At 38.6% G+C, this 15,240-nt stretch carries 16 protein-coding genes and 4 pseudogenes; 15 read left to right on the top strand and 5 right to left on the bottom strand.

All coding sequences use genetic code 11. The annotated features are described in order from the left end of the window. The first annotated feature begins 122 nt into the window (after window positions 1–122). The 6 genes and pseudogenes from JCM19034_RS09965 to JCM19034_RS09940 all read left to right on the top strand — a co-directional run bounded on the left by JCM19034_RS09965 (window position 123) and on the right by JCM19034_RS09940 (window position 7,072). Window positions 123–2,014, top strand: a pseudogene (locus tag JCM19034_RS09965) (ABC-F family ATP-binding cassette domain-containing protein). 133 nt (window positions 2,015–2,147) lie between these two features. Beyond that, window positions 2,148–2,903, top strand: coding sequence for a DeoR/GlpR family DNA-binding transcription regulator (locus JCM19034_RS09960; protein ID WP_062049374.1), 756 nt, complete (start codon window positions 2,148–2,150; stop codon window positions 2,901–2,903). Continuing rightward, window positions 2,900–3,820, top strand: a complete 921-nt coding sequence (gene pfkB, locus JCM19034_RS09955) for a 1-phosphofructokinase (protein WP_062049372.1) — start codon at window positions 2,900–2,902, stop codon at window positions 3,818–3,820. Before JCM19034_RS09960 ends, pfkB begins: the two co-directional genes overlap by 4 nt. 1 nt (window position 3,821) lies before the next feature. Continuing rightward, window positions 3,822–5,683, top strand: a pseudogene (locus JCM19034_RS09950) (fructose-specific PTS transporter subunit EIIC). Window positions 5,684–5,818: 135 nt separating this feature from the next. Continuing rightward, a complete protein-coding gene (locus tag JCM19034_RS09945; protein WP_062049370.1) occupies window positions 5,819–6,160 on the top strand; it encodes a hypothetical protein in 342 nt (113 codons plus the stop codon). Window positions 6,161–6,283: 123 nt separating this feature from the next. Continuing rightward, a complete protein-coding gene (locus JCM19034_RS09940) occupies window positions 6,284–7,072 on the top strand; it encodes a carbon-nitrogen family hydrolase (RefSeq protein WP_062049368.1) in 789 nt (262 codons plus the stop codon). Window positions 7,073–7,136: 64 nt separating this feature from the next. Here the strand turns inward: JCM19034_RS09940 and ptsG are convergent, their stop codons facing one another. Both ptsG and glcT read right to left on the bottom strand, forming a co-directional pair. Beyond that, window positions 7,137–9,182: a glucose-specific PTS transporter subunit IIBC gene (ptsG, locus tag JCM19034_RS09935; RefSeq protein ID WP_062049366.1), complete on the bottom strand. Its 2,046-nt coding sequence runs from the start codon at window positions 9,180–9,182 to the stop codon at window positions 7,137–7,139. A gap of 174 nt (window positions 9,183–9,356) precedes the next feature. Further along, window positions 9,357–10,188 (bottom strand): annotated as a pseudogene (glcT, locus tag JCM19034_RS09930) (glucose PTS transporter transcription antiterminator GlcT). 242 nt (window positions 10,189–10,430) lie between these two features. Between glcT and JCM19034_RS09925 the strand changes: the two are divergent. Then, a complete protein-coding gene (locus tag JCM19034_RS09925; protein WP_062049364.1) occupies window positions 10,431–10,748 on the top strand; it encodes a hypothetical protein in 318 nt (105 codons plus the stop codon). A 47-nt stretch (window positions 10,749–10,795) separates the two neighbouring features. On the opposite strand, the gene JCM19034_RS09920 is transcribed toward JCM19034_RS09925, so the two are convergent. Together JCM19034_RS09920 and JCM19034_RS22275 are read right to left on the bottom strand one after the other, a co-directional pair. Further along, on the bottom strand, window positions 10,796–11,047 hold the full coding sequence (locus tag JCM19034_RS09920; protein WP_062049362.1) for a hypothetical protein: 252 nt from the start codon (window positions 11,045–11,047) through the stop codon (window positions 10,796–10,798). A 56-nt stretch (window positions 11,048–11,103) separates the two neighbouring features. Beyond that, window positions 11,104–11,241, bottom strand: a complete 138-nt coding sequence (locus JCM19034_RS22275) for a hypothetical protein (protein WP_197276387.1) — start codon at window positions 11,239–11,241, stop codon at window positions 11,104–11,106. Window positions 11,242–11,323: 82 nt separating this feature from the next. On the opposite strand from JCM19034_RS22275, the gene rnhA reads away from it, so the two are divergent. The 3 genes and pseudogenes from rnhA to JCM19034_RS09905 all read left to right on the top strand — a co-directional run. After that, window positions 11,324–11,929, top strand: a complete 606-nt coding sequence (gene rnhA / locus JCM19034_RS09915; protein WP_062049360.1) for a ribonuclease H — start codon at window positions 11,324–11,326, stop codon at window positions 11,927–11,929. 59 nt (window positions 11,930–11,988) lie between these two features. Beyond that, window positions 11,989–12,210, top strand: a complete 222-nt coding sequence (locus JCM19034_RS09910) for a hypothetical protein (RefSeq protein WP_062049358.1) — start codon at window positions 11,989–11,991, stop codon at window positions 12,208–12,210. 58 nt (window positions 12,211–12,268) lie between these two features. Continuing rightward, window positions 12,269–12,769: pseudogene (locus JCM19034_RS09905) on the top strand (oligoendopeptidase); the annotation flags it as partial. A 184-nt stretch (window positions 12,770–12,953) separates the two neighbouring features. On the opposite strand, the gene JCM19034_RS20975 reads toward JCM19034_RS09905, so the two are convergent. Further along, a complete protein-coding gene (locus tag JCM19034_RS20975; RefSeq protein ID WP_082393949.1) occupies window positions 12,954–13,124 on the bottom strand; it encodes an FbpB family small basic protein in 171 nt (56 codons plus the stop codon). Window positions 13,125–13,237: 113 nt separating this feature from the next. On the opposite strand from JCM19034_RS20975, the gene JCM19034_RS09900 reads away from it, so the two are divergent. The 5 genes from JCM19034_RS09900 to JCM19034_RS09890 all read left to right on the top strand — a co-directional run bounded on the left by JCM19034_RS09900 (window position 13,238) and on the right by JCM19034_RS09890 (window position 15,208). Next, window positions 13,238–13,648: a hypothetical protein gene (locus JCM19034_RS09900; protein ID WP_062049354.1), complete on the top strand. Its 411-nt coding sequence runs from the start codon at window positions 13,238–13,240 to the stop codon at window positions 13,646–13,648. Between the two features lie 126 nt (window positions 13,649–13,774). Beyond that, window positions 13,775–13,921, top strand: a complete 147-nt coding sequence (locus JCM19034_RS22270; RefSeq protein WP_197276386.1) for a hypothetical protein — start codon at window positions 13,775–13,777, stop codon at window positions 13,919–13,921. Between the two features lie 118 nt (window positions 13,922–14,039). Further along, window positions 14,040–14,198 carry a hypothetical protein gene (locus tag JCM19034_RS21755; RefSeq protein ID WP_156323944.1) on the top strand — a complete coding sequence of 53 codons (159 nt, stop codon included), beginning with the start codon at window positions 14,040–14,042 and terminating at the stop codon, window positions 14,196–14,198. A gap of 46 nt (window positions 14,199–14,244) precedes the next feature. Continuing rightward, on the top strand, window positions 14,245–14,394 hold the full coding sequence (locus tag JCM19034_RS21750; RefSeq protein ID WP_156323943.1) for a hypothetical protein: 150 nt from the start codon (window positions 14,245–14,247) through the stop codon (window positions 14,392–14,394). Between the two features lie 433 nt (window positions 14,395–14,827). Continuing rightward, window positions 14,828–15,208, top strand: a complete 381-nt coding sequence (locus JCM19034_RS09890; RefSeq protein ID WP_062049351.1) for an OsmC family protein — start codon at window positions 14,828–14,830, stop codon at window positions 15,206–15,208. The last annotated feature ends 32 nt before the right edge of the window (window positions 15,209–15,240 follow it).

The raw sequence follows: 15,240 nt of genomic DNA, 5'->3' as shown, positions 1-15,240 counted from the left end.
TGTAGGTAAATTCGAGGAAGAGCATCGGCTTCGCACGTTACACAGCTCTATCTATGTAACGGCCACGGACGATGCTTGAAAGAAAAACTGTAATCGCGTTTTTCTTATAGGAGGTTGATGGTGTGAGTATTTTGCAAGTGGAGCAGTTAACGAAATCATATGGTGATAAAGTGTTGTTTCAAGATATATCTTTTACCGTTGAAGCAAGTCAACGAATTGGTATTATTGGTGTGAATGGTACTGGTAAATCATCGTTACTAAAAATAGTAGCTGGTATTGAAGGGGCCGATACTGGTGAGCTCAAGCATGCGAATGATTTTCAAATAGAGTATTTGGCCCAGCATTCAACGTTAGAAGAGGATCGGACTGTAATTGAGGAAATTTATGCTGGACAGTCAACTGTTATGGTGACGATGCGTGCATATGAAAAAAGCTTAATGAAATTTGAACAAGATCCAACGAATGAGGCTTATCAAAAGGAATACATGAAATGGCAGGCAAAAATGGATGAAGAGGAAGCGTGGGAAGCAAACACGCTTGCGAAGACGATTTTAACAAAGTTGGGTGTGAAAAATTTCCACTCAAAGATTAGTAAGCTTTCAGGAGGACAAAAGAAACGTGTCTCAATTGCGAAAGCATTAATTCAGCCTGCTGATTTACTTTTGCTTGATGAGCCGACAAATCATCTTGATCATGAGACGATTGAATGGCTAGAAGCTATTTAGCGAATTATAAAGGTGCGATCATGTTAATTACGCATGATCGTTACTTTCTAAATCGTGTAACAAATTATATGTATGAGCTTGACAAAGGGAAGCTGTATGTATATGAGGGAAATTATGAACAGTTTCTCGAGAAGAAAGCAGAGCGACAAATCCAGGAGGAGCAACAGGAGCAAAAGCGGCAAAATGTCTTACGACGAGAGCTTGCATGGTTAAGGCGAGGGGCTAAGGCTAGGACAACGAAGCAAAAAGCAAGGATTCAACGAATTGACCGAATAAAAGAAGAGGAGCCTCTATCTGAGCAACGTGATTTCGACTTCTCAATCGGGTCAAGAAGACTTGGGAAACAAGTCATTGAATTAAAAAATGTCCAAAAGACATTTGCGGACAAAGTCATTGTGCATTCGTTAAATCAATTGATTATTCCTGGTGAACGAATTGGAATTGTCGGTCCAAATGGTACAGGAAAAACGACGCTTCTCAATATGCTTGCGGGACGTTTAACACCAGATGCTGGTGAAGTAGTCGTCGGGGAAACGGTTCATATCGGTTACTATACACAAGAGGACAAGGAGATCAATGGCGATTTACGGATGATCGATTATATTAAAGAAATAGCGGAGGTCGTCTATACAGCGGATGGGTCTCAAATAACGGCTGAACAAATGCTAGAGAGATTTTTATTTCCTCGCTCTAGTCAATATACGTATATTAGACGATTATCAGGAGGCGAGAGAAGACGCCTTTATTTATTACGTGTATTAATGGATGAACCTAATGTACTGTTTTTAGATGAGCCGACAAATGATCTTGATACAGAGACGCTTTCTGTATTAGAGGATTATTTGGAACAGTTTCCAGGTGTCGTTATTACCGTATCGCATGATCGCTATTTTTTAGATCGTGTTGTTGATCGCTTGCTCGTATTTGAAGGGGATGGTCACGTTTCTTCCTTTCAAGGACATTATACAGATTATTTAGATAGAAAAAGGGAAGAAGAAAGCGTAGAAAAAGCTATTACACAACCTGTTGAAAAAAAGTCAGAGAAGCCAAAAACGAGAAAAAAGCTATCCTATAAAGATCAGCTAGAATGGGGAAATATAGAAGAGCGTATTACAAAATTAGAACAGCAAATCGCCGAGCTTGAACAGGCAATTGAAGAAGCAGGTAGCGATTTCGGTCAAATTCAGCCATTGTTGAATGAAAAAGAAGAAGTGGAAGCAGAATTAGAGGTGGCAATGGACCGATGGACTGAGCTTTCAATGTTAGTTGAGGGGCTTGACGCTGAATAATCTAATTAAATATGATAACGTTAGTGGTGATCGTTTATGAGCGATTTCCACTTTTTTTGGTCGTTTTTATGATGTTTTTGATTGATTTTGATCGTTTTTGGTAGTATACTGAAAATTGTAAGAGGTGATAATCATGTTAGTAGTCGAGCGTCAAAAAAAGATTGTTTCGATGTTACATGAAATGGAAACGGTAAAAATTCAAGATATTATTGAAGTAACAGGGTCTTCAGAGTCAACTGTTCGTCGTGATTTAATGGAGCTTGAACGTGCGGGGAAGTTAAAGCGATTACATGGTGGGGCAACATTACCACAAAATAAACTGGTTGAACCAACAATGGAAGAGAAAACAGCCAAAAACCGTCATGAAAAAAGACAGATAGCAAAGTTTGCTGCTGAACTCGTAACAGAAGGAGACTGTATTTATTTAGATGCTGGTACGAGTACGTTAGAGATGATTCCTTTTCTTAAAGGAAAGGATGTCGTAGTTGTTACAAACGGACTAATGAACATTGCAGCATTACTTGAGATTGGCATTAACACACATGTCATTGGTGGCTACGTGAAGTCAGGTACGAGTGCTTTTATCGGAAGAAGTGCGATAAGAAGCTTAGAGACGTACCAATTTGATAAAGCGTTTATCGGCGTTAATGGGATTAGTCTAAAAGGGGAATGTACTACCCCTGATCCAGAGGAAGCTTTTATTAAAGAATATGCGATTGAGCGAGCACAGCAAGGAATCATTCTCGCCGACCACACGAAATTTGGTGAGGTATCTTTCTCAACATTTGCTCAAATTCGCGATTGTATGATTGTGACGAGTAATCAAATAGATAAAAGCTATTACGAAGAATTAAAAGGTCAAACAACGTTAGAGGTGGTTTCATTATGATTATGACCGTAACATTAAATCCTGCTATTGACCATTTTGTTCGTCTTGATCAATTTGAACTTGGTCTTGTCAATCGAGCAAAATCCGATCAAAAGGTAGCAGGAGGCAAAGGGATTAATATCTCAAAGGCATTGAAAAATTTAGGCCATTCAAGTGTCGCACATGGATTTATTGGTGGATTTACGGGTCGTTTTATACAAGAACAGCTTGAACTAGAAGAGATTGGAACAGACTTTACGCAGATTCAAGCAGATACACGTATTAATGTAAAGATTCAAAGTGAGATTGAAACCGAGATTAATGGAGTATCTCCACAAATTTCAGTAGATGAACTAAAACAATTAGAAAGTAAGCTAGAGCAATTACAAGCTGGTGATTTCTTAGTGCTGGCAGGAAGTGTACCGAAAACGTTACCGAAAATCGTTTATCAACGTTTAATGGAGCAAGCAGCAGCGAAAGGAGCTCAAGTGTTTATTGATACGAGTGGCGAAGCACTAAAGTCTGTCATCGATCTTAAGCCAACATTGATTAAACCGAATCATCATGAGTTAGCTGAATTATTTTCAACAACAATCTCAACTAAAGAGGAAGCGATTCCGTATGCAAAGCAGCTTGTTGAAAAAGGCATTCGCTACGTACTAGTCTCTTTTGCAGGAGATGGAGCCATTTTAGCTACAAAAGACGGAGTTTATTTTGCGACAGTTCCAGAAGGGAAAGTTGTCAATTCAGTTGGAGCAGGTGATTCGGTTGTAGCTGGATTTATTGCTGCATTAGCTGAGGGACAGTCGATTGAAAACGTGTTTGCCTTTGCTGTTGCCTCAGGTAGTGCAACTGCTTTTTCACAAGGCTTTTGCCAAAGAAATAACGTACTAACACTTGCAAAAGAAGTAACCATTACAACTATGGGGGATGAGTAAGATGAGAATTTCTGAGCTGTTAAAAAAGATACGATTATTTTAAATATGCAAGCAACAGATAAATCAAAAGCGATTGACGAGCTTGTGCGAAAACTAGATACTGCCGGTAGATTAGCTGATTCATCGCAATATAAAGAGGCGATTTGGGAACGTGAAGAACAAAGCACAACAGGGATCGGTGATGGTATTGCGATTCCACACGCCAAAAGTGCAGGAGTGAAAACACCAGCGATTGCCTTTGGACGTTCTATTACAGGCTTGGATTATCAATCTTTAGATGGTCAGCCAACGCATCTATTTTTTATGATTGCTGCATCAGAGAATGCAACACAATCACATTTAGATACACTATCACGCTTATCGACGTTTTTGATGGATGAGGATTTTCGTCAAAAGCTTCAATCAGCACAATCTGAAGCTGAAATTGTTGAAGCGATTGATCAAAAAGAAGCGGAACAATTGAAATCAGAAGAGAGCTCACCAACGTCTTCGAGCTATCGTCTGCTTGCTGTTACAGGATGTCCGACAGGGATTGCTCATACGTATATGGCTGCAGATGCACTAAAAGCTGAAGCAAAAAAGCAAGGTATAACAATCAAAGTTGAAACAAACGGATCCGGTGGAGTGAAAAATAAACTCACAGAGGAAGAAATCGCTCAGGCAGATGCGATTATCGTTGCTGCTGATACGAAAGTAGATGTGGCTCGCTTCAATGGAAAGCCTGTTATCCAAACAGGGGTAACTGACGGTATTCGCAAGACGAAAGAGTTAATTGATAAAGCGTTATCGGGAGCAGCACCTATTTACGAAAGTTCAGAGCAAGGCAGCAAGCACGGCAACGGATCTGGAGAACGTCGTGGTTTCTATAAACATTTGATGAATGGTGTTTCCAATATGCTACCGTTTGTTGTCGGTGGTGGGATTCTTATAGCCATATCATTCATTTTTGGGGTAGAATCTAGTGATCCTAATCACCCAACCTATAATGTATTTGCTGATATGCTTAATACAATTGGTGGGGGACATGCATTTGGAGCTATGATTCCTATTCTAGCTGCGTTCATTGCAATGAGTATTGCTGATCGACCAGGTTTTGCAGCAGGTATGGTAGGTGGCTTAATTGCTTCAACAGGAGAAGCTGGTTTCTTGGGCGGCTTAATTGCCGGATTTTTAGCTGGTTACTTAACGTTATTTGTGAAGTATTTGTTAAAAGGGTTACCGCAATTTTTAGAAGGAATTAAAACAGTTCTGCTATATCCAGTTTTAAATATTTTCCTAACAGGTATGTCAATGCTACTTTTAGTCAGCCCGTTATCGGCGGTTAATAGCGGATTAGAGTCGTGGCTATCTGGAATGGGAACATCGAATATGGTGATTCTCGGCATCGTGTTAGGTGGGATGATGGCAGTCGATATGGGAGGACCTGTTAATAAAGCAGCCTTTACATTCGGTATTGCGATGATTGATGCAGGTAATTTCGGGCCTCACGCTGCGGTTATGGCAGGTGGGATGGTTCCGCCACTAGGAATCGCTTTAGCGACAACATTCTTTAAGAATAAATTTACAAATCAAGAGCGTGAAAGTGGAAAAACAAATTACGTTTTAGGATTATCGTTTGTTACAGAAGGGGCGATTCCGTTTGCGGCGGCTGACCCTGGACGAGTCATTCCATCTATTATTGTAGGGTCTGCTGTAGCTGGTGGATTAACGGCTTTATTTGGGATAGGCTTACCTGCTCCGCACGGTGGTGTTTTTGTTATTCCGCTAGTCTATGGAAGTGCACTCGCATATCTTCTTGCAATAGTTATCGGATCAATGATCACTGCTTTATTGTTAGGATTATGGAAGAAGAAAACAGTATAGAGAAGTATAAAGAAATTTGATCAAAAGGGTTTGATTTTCAACCTTTTTGGTCAATTTTTTGTTTAGAAAGAGGGGAACGATGAGTGGCAAGGTGAAGTTTATTTTTGCTGGGAGAAGGTGGGAGCTTTCGGTTCAATGCCTCAAATAGGTGCAGGTTTAAGGAGGAATCGGAGAGAAACGTGCATCAACCAGCGAATAGGTGTAGGTTTAAGAGGAAATCAGAGAGAAACCTGCATCAACCAACGAATAGGTGCAGGTTTAAGAGGAAATCGGAGAGAAACCTGCACCAACCAGCGAATAGGTGCAGGTTTAAGAGGAAATTGGAGAGAAACCTGCATCAACCAGCGAATAGGTGCAGGTTTAAGAGGAAATCGGAGAGGAATCTGCATCAACCGACGAATAGGTGCAGGTTTAAGAGGAAATCGGAGAGAAACCTGCATCAACCAGCGAATAGGTGCAGGTTTAAGAGAGAATTAAGGAGAAATCTGCACCTAATCATAAATCATGGGTGAAGGGTTGGCTCCACGTTTTTCTAAGCTGAAAGAGGTCTGTGAAAGTGGTAGAATAAATGTACATAATGAATAAGGTAGGGGAATATGAATGAAGGTTGCCGTTTACCAAATGGATATTATTCCAGGAGATATTGAACAAAATCGTAAGAAAGTAGAAAAATGGTCGGATGAAGTTACTCTTAATCAGCAAGTAGACCTGATTGTTTTACCAGAAATGTGGACGACTGCTTATACGCTGCCACAGTTAGAGCAACTAATTGAAGAAGATGAGCATTCAGTTGAATTATTTCTAGCGGAGTTAGCGAAAAAGCATAATGTAAATATAATTGCTGGTTCGATCGTTGTGAAAGAGGAGGGTGAGTTTTTTAATCGGGCACTTGTCTATAACCGTCAAGGAGAGAATGTTTATCACTATGATAAAATTCATTTAGTTCCAATGCTGAAAGAAGATGAGTATTTAACAGGTGGGAAAAAGCGTGCGAATGTTTTTGAGCTAGATGGACATAAAATGGCTGTCATTATTTGCTATGATTTGCGCTTTCCGGAGCTAGCTCGAGCAGTTGCTCTAGAAGGGGCTGAATTGCTGGTCGTTGTCGCAGAGTGGCCGTTAGCTAGAGAACAACATTGGAACACGTTACTTAAGGCACGTGCGATTGAAAATCAACTATTTGTAGTTAGCTCAAATCGTGTAGGGACGTATGATGGTGTCGAATTCGCTGGGCAGTCGCAGATCATTAATCCTTGGGGTGAACTGATTGAATATGGTTCAATTGAAAGAGAAGAAACGTTGCTTGCTATTTTAAGCTTAGAAGAGGTACAACGGATTCGCAAAGAGGTTCCAGTCTTTTCGAGTCGCGTTCCTTCATTATATAAATAGTGAACATCAGAAAAAGCGTCGGCTGTATTCTTTACGAATTGGCACGACGCTTTTTTGAAAAATATTAATTAGTCTTTTTTATCGCAATAATATTTTGATCGTTGCGATTGATTTGTTTTTGTTGACCAATTTCAACTGTTTGTCCTTCTTCTAAGTTCGTGAAGACAACAGGAGTAATCGTTGATGTTGCATGTTCGTTAATGTAATCAAGGTCAAACTTTAGAAGCTCTTGCCCTTGTGAAACAATGTCTCCTTCAGAAACGAGTGCCTCAAAGCCTTCTCCTTTTAAATTGACTGTATCAATGCCAACGTGAATTAAAACTTCTTGCCCTTCATCAGAAGCGATACCGATCGCATGCTTTGTTGGGAAGAAGGTCATAATTTTACCGTTCACTGGGGAGACAACGACTCCTTCTGACGGTTTTATAGCAAATCCATCTCCCATCATTTTCTCTGAAAAAACTTGATCTGGAACGTCCGTAATCGGTAATAACTCACCAGTTAATGGAGCAAGGAATGAAACTGCTTCTGCCGAAGTTCTTGGTGCTTTTTCTGCTTTTGGTGCTTCTTCGACACGAGCTGGTGTACGTCCACTAATAATATCTTGTATTTGTGATTTAATTTGATCGGAACGCGGACCAAAGATCGCTTGGATGTTATTTCCCAATTGCATAACGCCTGATGCTCCAAGCTTCTTTAATGTATCTTTTTCCACTTTATTAACATCATCAACACTTACACGTAATCGGGTAATACAAGCATCTAAATTCGTTAAGTTCTCTTTCCCGCCTAATGCTTTAAGAACGTCATAAGGTAAGTCTGATGTCGAGCTTGCTTTTTCCTCTTCTTGGCTATCTGTATCTTCTTCTTCTTCCCGACCTGGAGTCATTAAGTTAAATTTCTTAATCGCAAAGCGGAAGCCGAAATAATAAATAACGGAAAACGCTAACCCGACTGGAATAACAAGCCACCAAGCTGTTCGGCCCGGTAATACCCCATATAGTAAGAAGTCAATCACACCACCTGAGAATGTCATACCAATCTTAATATCAAGCATGTGCATGATCATAAATGATAAGCCAGCAAAAACGGTATGAATCGCAAATAAAAGCGGTGCAACGAATAAGAAACTAAATTCAAGCGGCTCTGTAATTCCCGTTAAGAAAGATGTTAAAGCTGCTGAAATCATAATACCAGCAACGACTTTCTTTTTCTCAGGGCGAGCACAATGATAAATGGCTAGTGCTGCTGCAGGAAGGCCGAACATCATGAATGGGAATTTACCCGTCATAAATGTACCAGCTGTTAATTCAGCTCCATCGCGAATTTGTGCAAAGAAAATTTGTTGATCCCCACGTACTAGCTGACCAGCTGCATTCGTATACTGACCGAATTCAAACCAGAACGGTGAATAGAAAATATGATGAAGGCCGAACGGAATTAATGCACGTTCAATGACACCAAAAATAAATGCAGCTATCGTTCGGTTGGAGTCAACCATTAAATACGAAATGGCGTTCATGCCTGTTTGTACAGTTGGCCAAATGAAATGTAAAAGTATTCCAACAAATAGGGCGAAAAAGGCCGTAGCGATTGGAACGAAACGTTTTCCAGCAAAGAAACCTAAATATGGTGGCAGTTCAATATTAAAGAACTTGTTGTACATATAGGAACCTAAGAGACCGGCAATTACACCACCAAATACGCCTGTTCCTAAAGTGGGAATACCTAAAATTAAACTATATTGTGGGTTGTCAGCATTGACCATTTCAGGAGTAATACCCCCAGTAACCCCCATGGTGACGTTAATAATAAGGTATCCAATAATGGCTGCAAGCCCGGCAACACCGTCTCCATTCGCCAAACCGATTGCTACCCCAACTGCAAATAGAAGTGGGAGATTATCAAAAACGATGGAACCAGCACTTTGCATAATGCTTGCTAGCATGACGACCCATGATGCTTCTAAAGCTGGAATAGCTGTTGTAATGTCAGGGTTTTGTAAGGCGTCGCCAAACGCAAGCAAAATTCCGGCTGCAGGTAAAAGAGCTACTGGTAGCATAAGAGCTTTACCTACACGCTGCAAGACACCGAAAGATTTCTTGAACATAATGTTTCCTCCTAAATACTTATTATTGATGATATAAATGCAACAAAATAAGGCATGAGTGAAAAGAAGTACCACAAAAGAGATAGGATAACACTATTGTTTCCTAAATCTCATGTATTACTCTCTTTTCTCTCATGCCTGCACAACCAGTCACACGGTAAAAGAATAAATATATTATCTTTTTGATAGTCGTTGAAGATGTAACGTTAAGTAAACGGCTTCAGCATCCGGTATTGTACGTTGCAACCTATGTTGCATTATTTTCATCAATTTCCATGAAAGATTGTAGCATACCGGATATTCTTCTTGCAACACTCTTTTTAAAGATTCATGATTATCTACATAATTATCCTTTTCAATCCGTTCGATTAAGTGATGAAGATGGCGAACGAGTCGTAAGTAATTAATATCTTGACGATCAATCTCAATATTCAGCGTACTCTCAATAATTTGGACTAATTCCCCAACTAGCCTTGTATGCTTATTCACTTCTGATAAGGAACGGCTTGATAGTGCACTGTGAATATGCAAGGCAACAAAACCGATTTCTCCACTAGGTATGGTAATGTTTAATGTGCGATTAAGATAGTCAATTAATTCGCTAGCGACAGCAAATTCCTTTGGATAGGCAAGTTCTGTCTCAGTGAGAAATGGATTAGATATATCGAGTCCTTGCCTAACACGTTTTACGGCGTAAAATAAGTGATCAGTCAAGGCGACATGAATATGTTCATGGAGTCTTACAGAAAAGCGTTTTTCGATTATTTTGATCATATCATCCATTAAGCCGATAAAGTTCTCATCAACGTAGCCAAGAAGTTGCTTATACTGCTCCTGTTCTTGAGTTTCTTTAAGGATATAGAACTTCTCAGCTTCTTTTTCAGAAACGGTTTCACCATTTCTTTTTACCAAATCCAATCCCTTTTCCAATTAGGATCACTTCACCATATTTAGGGTCGGTGGCAACAAGAACATTATTGTTAAGAGATTTTATGACGGAGAGCATGACAAACCTCCCATCTATCTATATTTTCTTTACATTTTTATTAATGTTTAGATAATGAACTTTTTATATCATAGCGATAATGGATGAAAGCGTCAATCAGAGAGCATCGGTTTATGTAAGAGATTACTGGAAAAAATGGCATCAGTCTTTTAAAAGGGGTGAAGGTTGATCCTTTTGTCATGATCGTGATCATGGTATGATAGATATAGATATAGAAGGATTTATAATGGGAGGGAATCATAATGGAGCAGGAACAATTACATTCATATTTTCAGAAACGTCTTACTGAGGCGAAGCGGCAATTTGAGAGAACAGTTGACTGTAAGCATACGGAATTTGATGATCTCTACCCATATATGACGGAACAGCCACAGTTTTTCTGGTATAAACGATATGTTGCATGGCAGGAGCTATTAACGATTGTTACAATAGCAAAAGACTTCAAATTAGATTGGCAATCCCTTTTTCTTGATAAACAAGTTGCATTTATTGAGGGGAAAGTATTAGATGCGAAAGTGTTAGATGAATGGTTCGAAGAGCAAGAGGCAGAAGCCAAATAAACAATTACTAACAGCACGAAAGGAATCTAGCCTTCGTGCTGTTTTACTTAGTTTACGGTAATATGTGAGTCAGTATGATGATAAACTCCATTAATCTTTTCACCAATGTCTTCTTCAATTTCTTTATTTGATGGAATTTTGTCATAGCTTTCAATGATTGTAAACGTTTTGAGGCACAGTAAATGATAAGGGAAACGTTCACCTTTATCTTCAATGATGGCATAAAGGCGGCTTCCTTTTGTACTAATCAAATCACCAGTTTCTTCAACGGTTCGTTTGCGATTGATAGTAATATTCATGCCAATCACCTCTTTTTTACAACCATTATTGGAACAAATTCCTCTGTTTATACATATTAGTGCTTTTTCTTATGATTGGCTTTGTTAGATCCGTTATCGATCATTTCACTAGCTACTTCTTCATTGAAAAGTGATTCCTTTGGTGTCTTATTATTCGTTATCGCTTTATCTTTTTGAGGGTTACGCTTTTTCATTGAGAAAATCTCCTTATTTGTATGTTTTTCGATTCATTGTTACTATTTCATTAAGAAAAAAACTTATACATGAGGTGCTGAATTGGCTAAAAAGAAATTTTATGTTGTTTGGGAAGGAAGAAATACAGGGATATTCACTTCATGGTCTGAATGTGAAAAACAAGTAAAAGGCTATACTGGAGCAAGATTTAAATCATTTCCAACTAAAGAGGAGGCTGAACAGGCATTTAGTGATGAACTATCGCAAAATAACAAGTCTCAGCAAACAGGCTCTAATTTAGAAATTGATTGGAACAGTATTTCCGTTGACGTCGGCTGTAGAGGGAACCCTGGTATCGTTGAATACAAAGGAGTTGATACAAAAACAGGAGCCGTCTTATTTTCCCATGATGAAATTGAAATTGGGACGAATAATATGGGTGAGTTTTTAGCGATTGTGCATGGGTTAGCATATTTGCAAGAACGTGGCAGTGATAAAACGATCTATTCTGATTCAATGACGGCGATAAAATGGGTGAAACAGAAAAAAGCAAAATCAACGTTGGAACGAAATAAACAAACCGAATATATTTGGTCGTTAGTGGAGAGGGCAGAGCATTGGCTACAAACAAATGATTACAAAAACCCGATTAAAAAATGGCATACGGAAAAATGGGGTGAAATTAAAGCTGATTATGGACGTAAATAATCATCAGGTCTTAACTCTAGCATGCAAACATTTCATTGTGTTATCAAAGGGGAGATAAAATGACATTTCCAGAGGTATGGGAGCTCTCTTCTATTTTTAAAGGCGGGAGTGATTCTAACGAATTTAAAGAGTTTATCGATGAAACGGATCGCTTTTTAGAACAATTTGAGAAACAATTACAGGTTGATGATATCTCTTTATTTCAATTAGAAGCCTTGATTAACGATGGGCAATATGTGATGCAACGTGTACGGAGGCGAGTGCGTTTGTCAGTTGCTTAACGGCACAAAATGTCAAAGATCACAAAGCAAATGTGTGGCAAGGGAAAATGACTGAGCGAAGGAAATGAAAGTCATGCTGCTTGAAAATAAAATAGCCCGTTCGTTCGCATTCTTTATGAACATTCATGCTCGATATTTGTTCGAGATCCATTTTTATGAACGTAGAAAGCAGGGGATCCTTTCTGTAAAGGAGCTTAATGATTTAATGTTGGAAGCACAAAAGGAAGCTTATGGTGATCAGTTATCTGCCTACTCACCAACGTTTTGGGCTTCAAAGCACCATTTTCATATAATAGGTGTCCCTTTTTATCATTTTCCATATACATTTGGCTACTTGTTCAGCTTGGGATTGTATAAGAAGGCAAAACGAGTTGGATCAACGTTTGAGAACGAATATATTGCTCTATTGCGAGATACAGCAAGGATGTCAGTAGAGGAATTAGCGAAGAAACATTTAGACGCTGATTTAACGAAGCCTCACTGTTGGCAGGAGGCAATTGAAGTCGTCTCAGATGATATTCATCAATTTATGGAATTAACAGAAGATATGAATCTTTAGTAATTGCCCACTATGAAGTAGTAGCTCATAGTGGGCCTTCTTTAATTAATTGCTTTGACTGTTTCTAGCAGTCATAAAAATATTGCACAAACATAATATGGTGTTAGTTATGATCATTCTTCCTGTTGGAAATTTAGAAATGTAGTCTTATACGTGGGGCTTTGACAACGTATGCTTATGGATTCTAGTCTTTAGAATCTGTTGTGTTGTTTAGTTCTGAAGTGTTTTGCATGCTTGCTTTGATTTGCCGCTCTTCAAGTCTTTGTTCAATTTCATCAAGAGCTTTAGGGTCTTTAAGAAGCTGTTGCTTGTATTCTTCCACTAGATTTTCAAAAGATGTTGATTGTTTACGCATCGAACATCACCTTTTTTATTAGTAATATGTTCATTATAACAGAATATTGCCGTTAAAAATGAACGAATTGTTAAAATTTTTTGAAAAGTATATAAAATAAAGTGGTGATTTGATTGAGCTATATGTTGTATCCAAGGGAAATTGACCCTAATGACTTGTTACAATTACTACAGTATGAAAGCTCGGATATTTTGCGAATCGATTATTTATCGGTGATCGGCATCAAACGTGAGGATCGACAATTATGGCGGAGGTTATTGGCAAGCAGAAAACAGTATTATGATCGAGTAAAGTGGTTATATTCTTATTTAACAGGGCAAGAACCACAAGTTAACCATCAACCATTCAATCGTCCTAATTCTTACGAAGATGGTGTTTTTCAGCAAAAAGAAGTTGACCAACAAAAGCGTCAAAAACTGCAAGCACTAACCGCTCAAGCGACGGATCACGTAGTAGTAGAACGGTTATCGGAGCTTACACAAAGACAGCAGTATGAAAAACATTTGATTGAGCAAATAAAATGATCTTTTGCTATTTACAAAACGCAAAATTATTGTTAGAATATTTTTAACTTTAGAAAATTAATGAGTTTCTTTTTTTTATAATAAAACTGAGCGAGTGCTCAATCAGGGGAGAAGGAGCGAGGTCATATGACGGTTTCTCAGAAGCGAATGATCGAGGATATGCAAAGAGAATTAGAACGCTTAGCGAATGAACTGAATGAGTTGAAAAAAGCTAAGTATGAAGGCTTTGAATCTGTTGAAACAGATGATTTCCTAACAGAAGCCTATAATTAAATCACGTTAAAAAATATAGCATTAAAGGGGTGCACTGGAAAATTCGTGCAGCCCTTTCTTTTCTTTTTGGACGTCTTGTTGGTACAATATAATTATGATATGTGAAGGAGGTAGTCGTATGGGTGAAGAGGTACGAGTACAAGAAAAAAAATCTGGTTCCTTATATAAAGGCTTATTGGTTGGTGGAGCTATAGCTGTCGGTTTAGTCTTGGCGAAAAAAGAATGGAGAACGAAGGTAATTTCAGAATGTAAACAAATGACGAAAAAGTACATCTGATGCTATACGCTTTGTACGAGATCATCGCGAAGAAATTACAACTCAAGTGAAGCAAGTATCAAATGATGTCTCACAGGCAATTAAAGGAATTACCACGGACATCAAAACAATGAGAGAAACGGTGTCACACCTAAAGGAAAGTTCAGAAGAAATTATTGAAGCAACAAAAGGAGTAGCCGAAGATGTAAAAAACTAAAAAATGAATGATCAATAAAACCGTATAGTTTATCTGGTTTCGGATATGATAATAGTCGAGGTCAGCAAAAGCTGATACTCATTCACCATTATTCATCGGTCAGATTGTTCAAAGATACAATAGGATAGTAACTGATTTTTGTAGTCAATTCGTTATGAGGTGATTACGTTGGAGGACAACAAAGAATTTCAAGATTGTTTCTTAACATGAATGGAATGAGGTGTCTCCAAAAGATAAAAATCGTTTCGACCCCAGATTGTTCGTTGAATGATATGAAATGATCCGTGAATATGGGCAAAAAGGTGGCCACAATGCTGGCCACCTTTTTTTACTTTCTTTTAGGTGAAACAAGCTAGCCAAGTAACGGCTTCGTTAAGTATTATATGGTAGACTAAGGATAAAGAATGTAACTTTTGATAAGGATGTGGGAATGATGGAATTTAAAATGAAGGAAAATGGTTTTCAAATTGATTTGGAGTACGGGACGTTAGACGTGTCAGGAAATGAACAGTATGGATACCGCCCGTATCAATTGCTTGTTTCATCTATAGCCGTATGTAGCGGTGGCGTCTTTCGTAAAGTACTTGAGAAAAAACGAATTACATATGAAAATATTACGATTGAAGCAGATGTGAAAAGGAATGAGGAAGGGGTAAATGAAGTGACAGATATAGCTCTTCATTTTATTATAGAAGGGTGCCCGGCGACTGAGAAGCAAATCGAAAAGTCGCTTGAAATTGCGAGAAAGAATTGTCCGATCGTTCAATCAGTGCAAGGTAGCATAAATGTGACTGAAAGCTTTGAGCAGAAGTAAATCTATACCAAAAGATGGGGATGAAGGATGAA

The sequence above is a fragment of the Bacillus sp. JCM 19034 genome, assembly GCF_001310635.1.
Classification (GTDB): domain Bacteria; phylum Bacillota; class Bacilli; order Bacillales; family Bacillaceae_D; genus Halalkalibacter.
Note: the sequence above shows the minus strand (reverse complement) of the source record. Positions and strands in the feature narration are given on the sequence as shown.

Bases quoted from the DNA above. Each gene is read 5' to 3' on its own strand.
- JCM19034_RS09960 (WP_062049374.1), top strand. From the start codon at position 2,148: ATGTTAGTAGTCGAGCGTCAAAAAAAGATTGTTTCGATGTTACATGAA.
- pfkB (WP_062049372.1), top strand. From the start codon at position 2,900: ATGATTATGACCGTAACATTAAATCCTGCTATTGACCATTTTGTTCGT.
- JCM19034_RS09945 (WP_062049370.1), top strand. From the start codon at position 5,819: ATGCCTCAAATAGGTGCAGGTTTAAGGAGGAATCGGAGAGAAACGTGC.
- JCM19034_RS09940 (WP_062049368.1), top strand. From the start codon at position 6,284: ATGAAGGTTGCCGTTTACCAAATGGATATTATTCCAGGAGATATTGAA.
- ptsG (WP_062049366.1), bottom strand. From the start codon at position 9,182: ATGTTCAAGAAATCTTTCGGTGTCTTGCAGCGTGTAGGTAAAGCTCTT.
- JCM19034_RS09925 (WP_062049364.1), top strand. From the start codon at position 10,431: ATGGAGCAGGAACAATTACATTCATATTTTCAGAAACGTCTTACTGAG.
- JCM19034_RS09920 (WP_062049362.1), bottom strand. From the start codon at position 11,047: ATGAATATTACTATCAATCGCAAACGAACCGTTGAAGAAACTGGTGAT.
- JCM19034_RS22275 (WP_197276387.1), bottom strand. From the start codon at position 11,241: ATGAAAAAGCGTAACCCTCAAAAAGATAAAGCGATAACGAATAATAAG.
- JCM19034_RS09910 (WP_062049358.1), top strand. From the start codon at position 11,989: ATGACATTTCCAGAGGTATGGGAGCTCTCTTCTATTTTTAAAGGCGGG.
- JCM19034_RS20975 (WP_082393949.1), bottom strand. From the start codon at position 13,124: ATGCGTAAACAATCAACATCTTTTGAAAATCTAGTGGAAGAATACAAG.
- JCM19034_RS22270 (WP_197276386.1), top strand. From the start codon at position 13,775: ATGACGGTTTCTCAGAAGCGAATGATCGAGGATATGCAAAGAGAATTA.
- JCM19034_RS21755 (WP_156323944.1), top strand. From the start codon at position 14,040: ATGGGTGAAGAGGTACGAGTACAAGAAAAAAAATCTGGTTCCTTATAT.
- JCM19034_RS09890 (WP_062049351.1), top strand. From the start codon at position 14,828: ATGGAATTTAAAATGAAGGAAAATGGTTTTCAAATTGATTTGGAGTAC.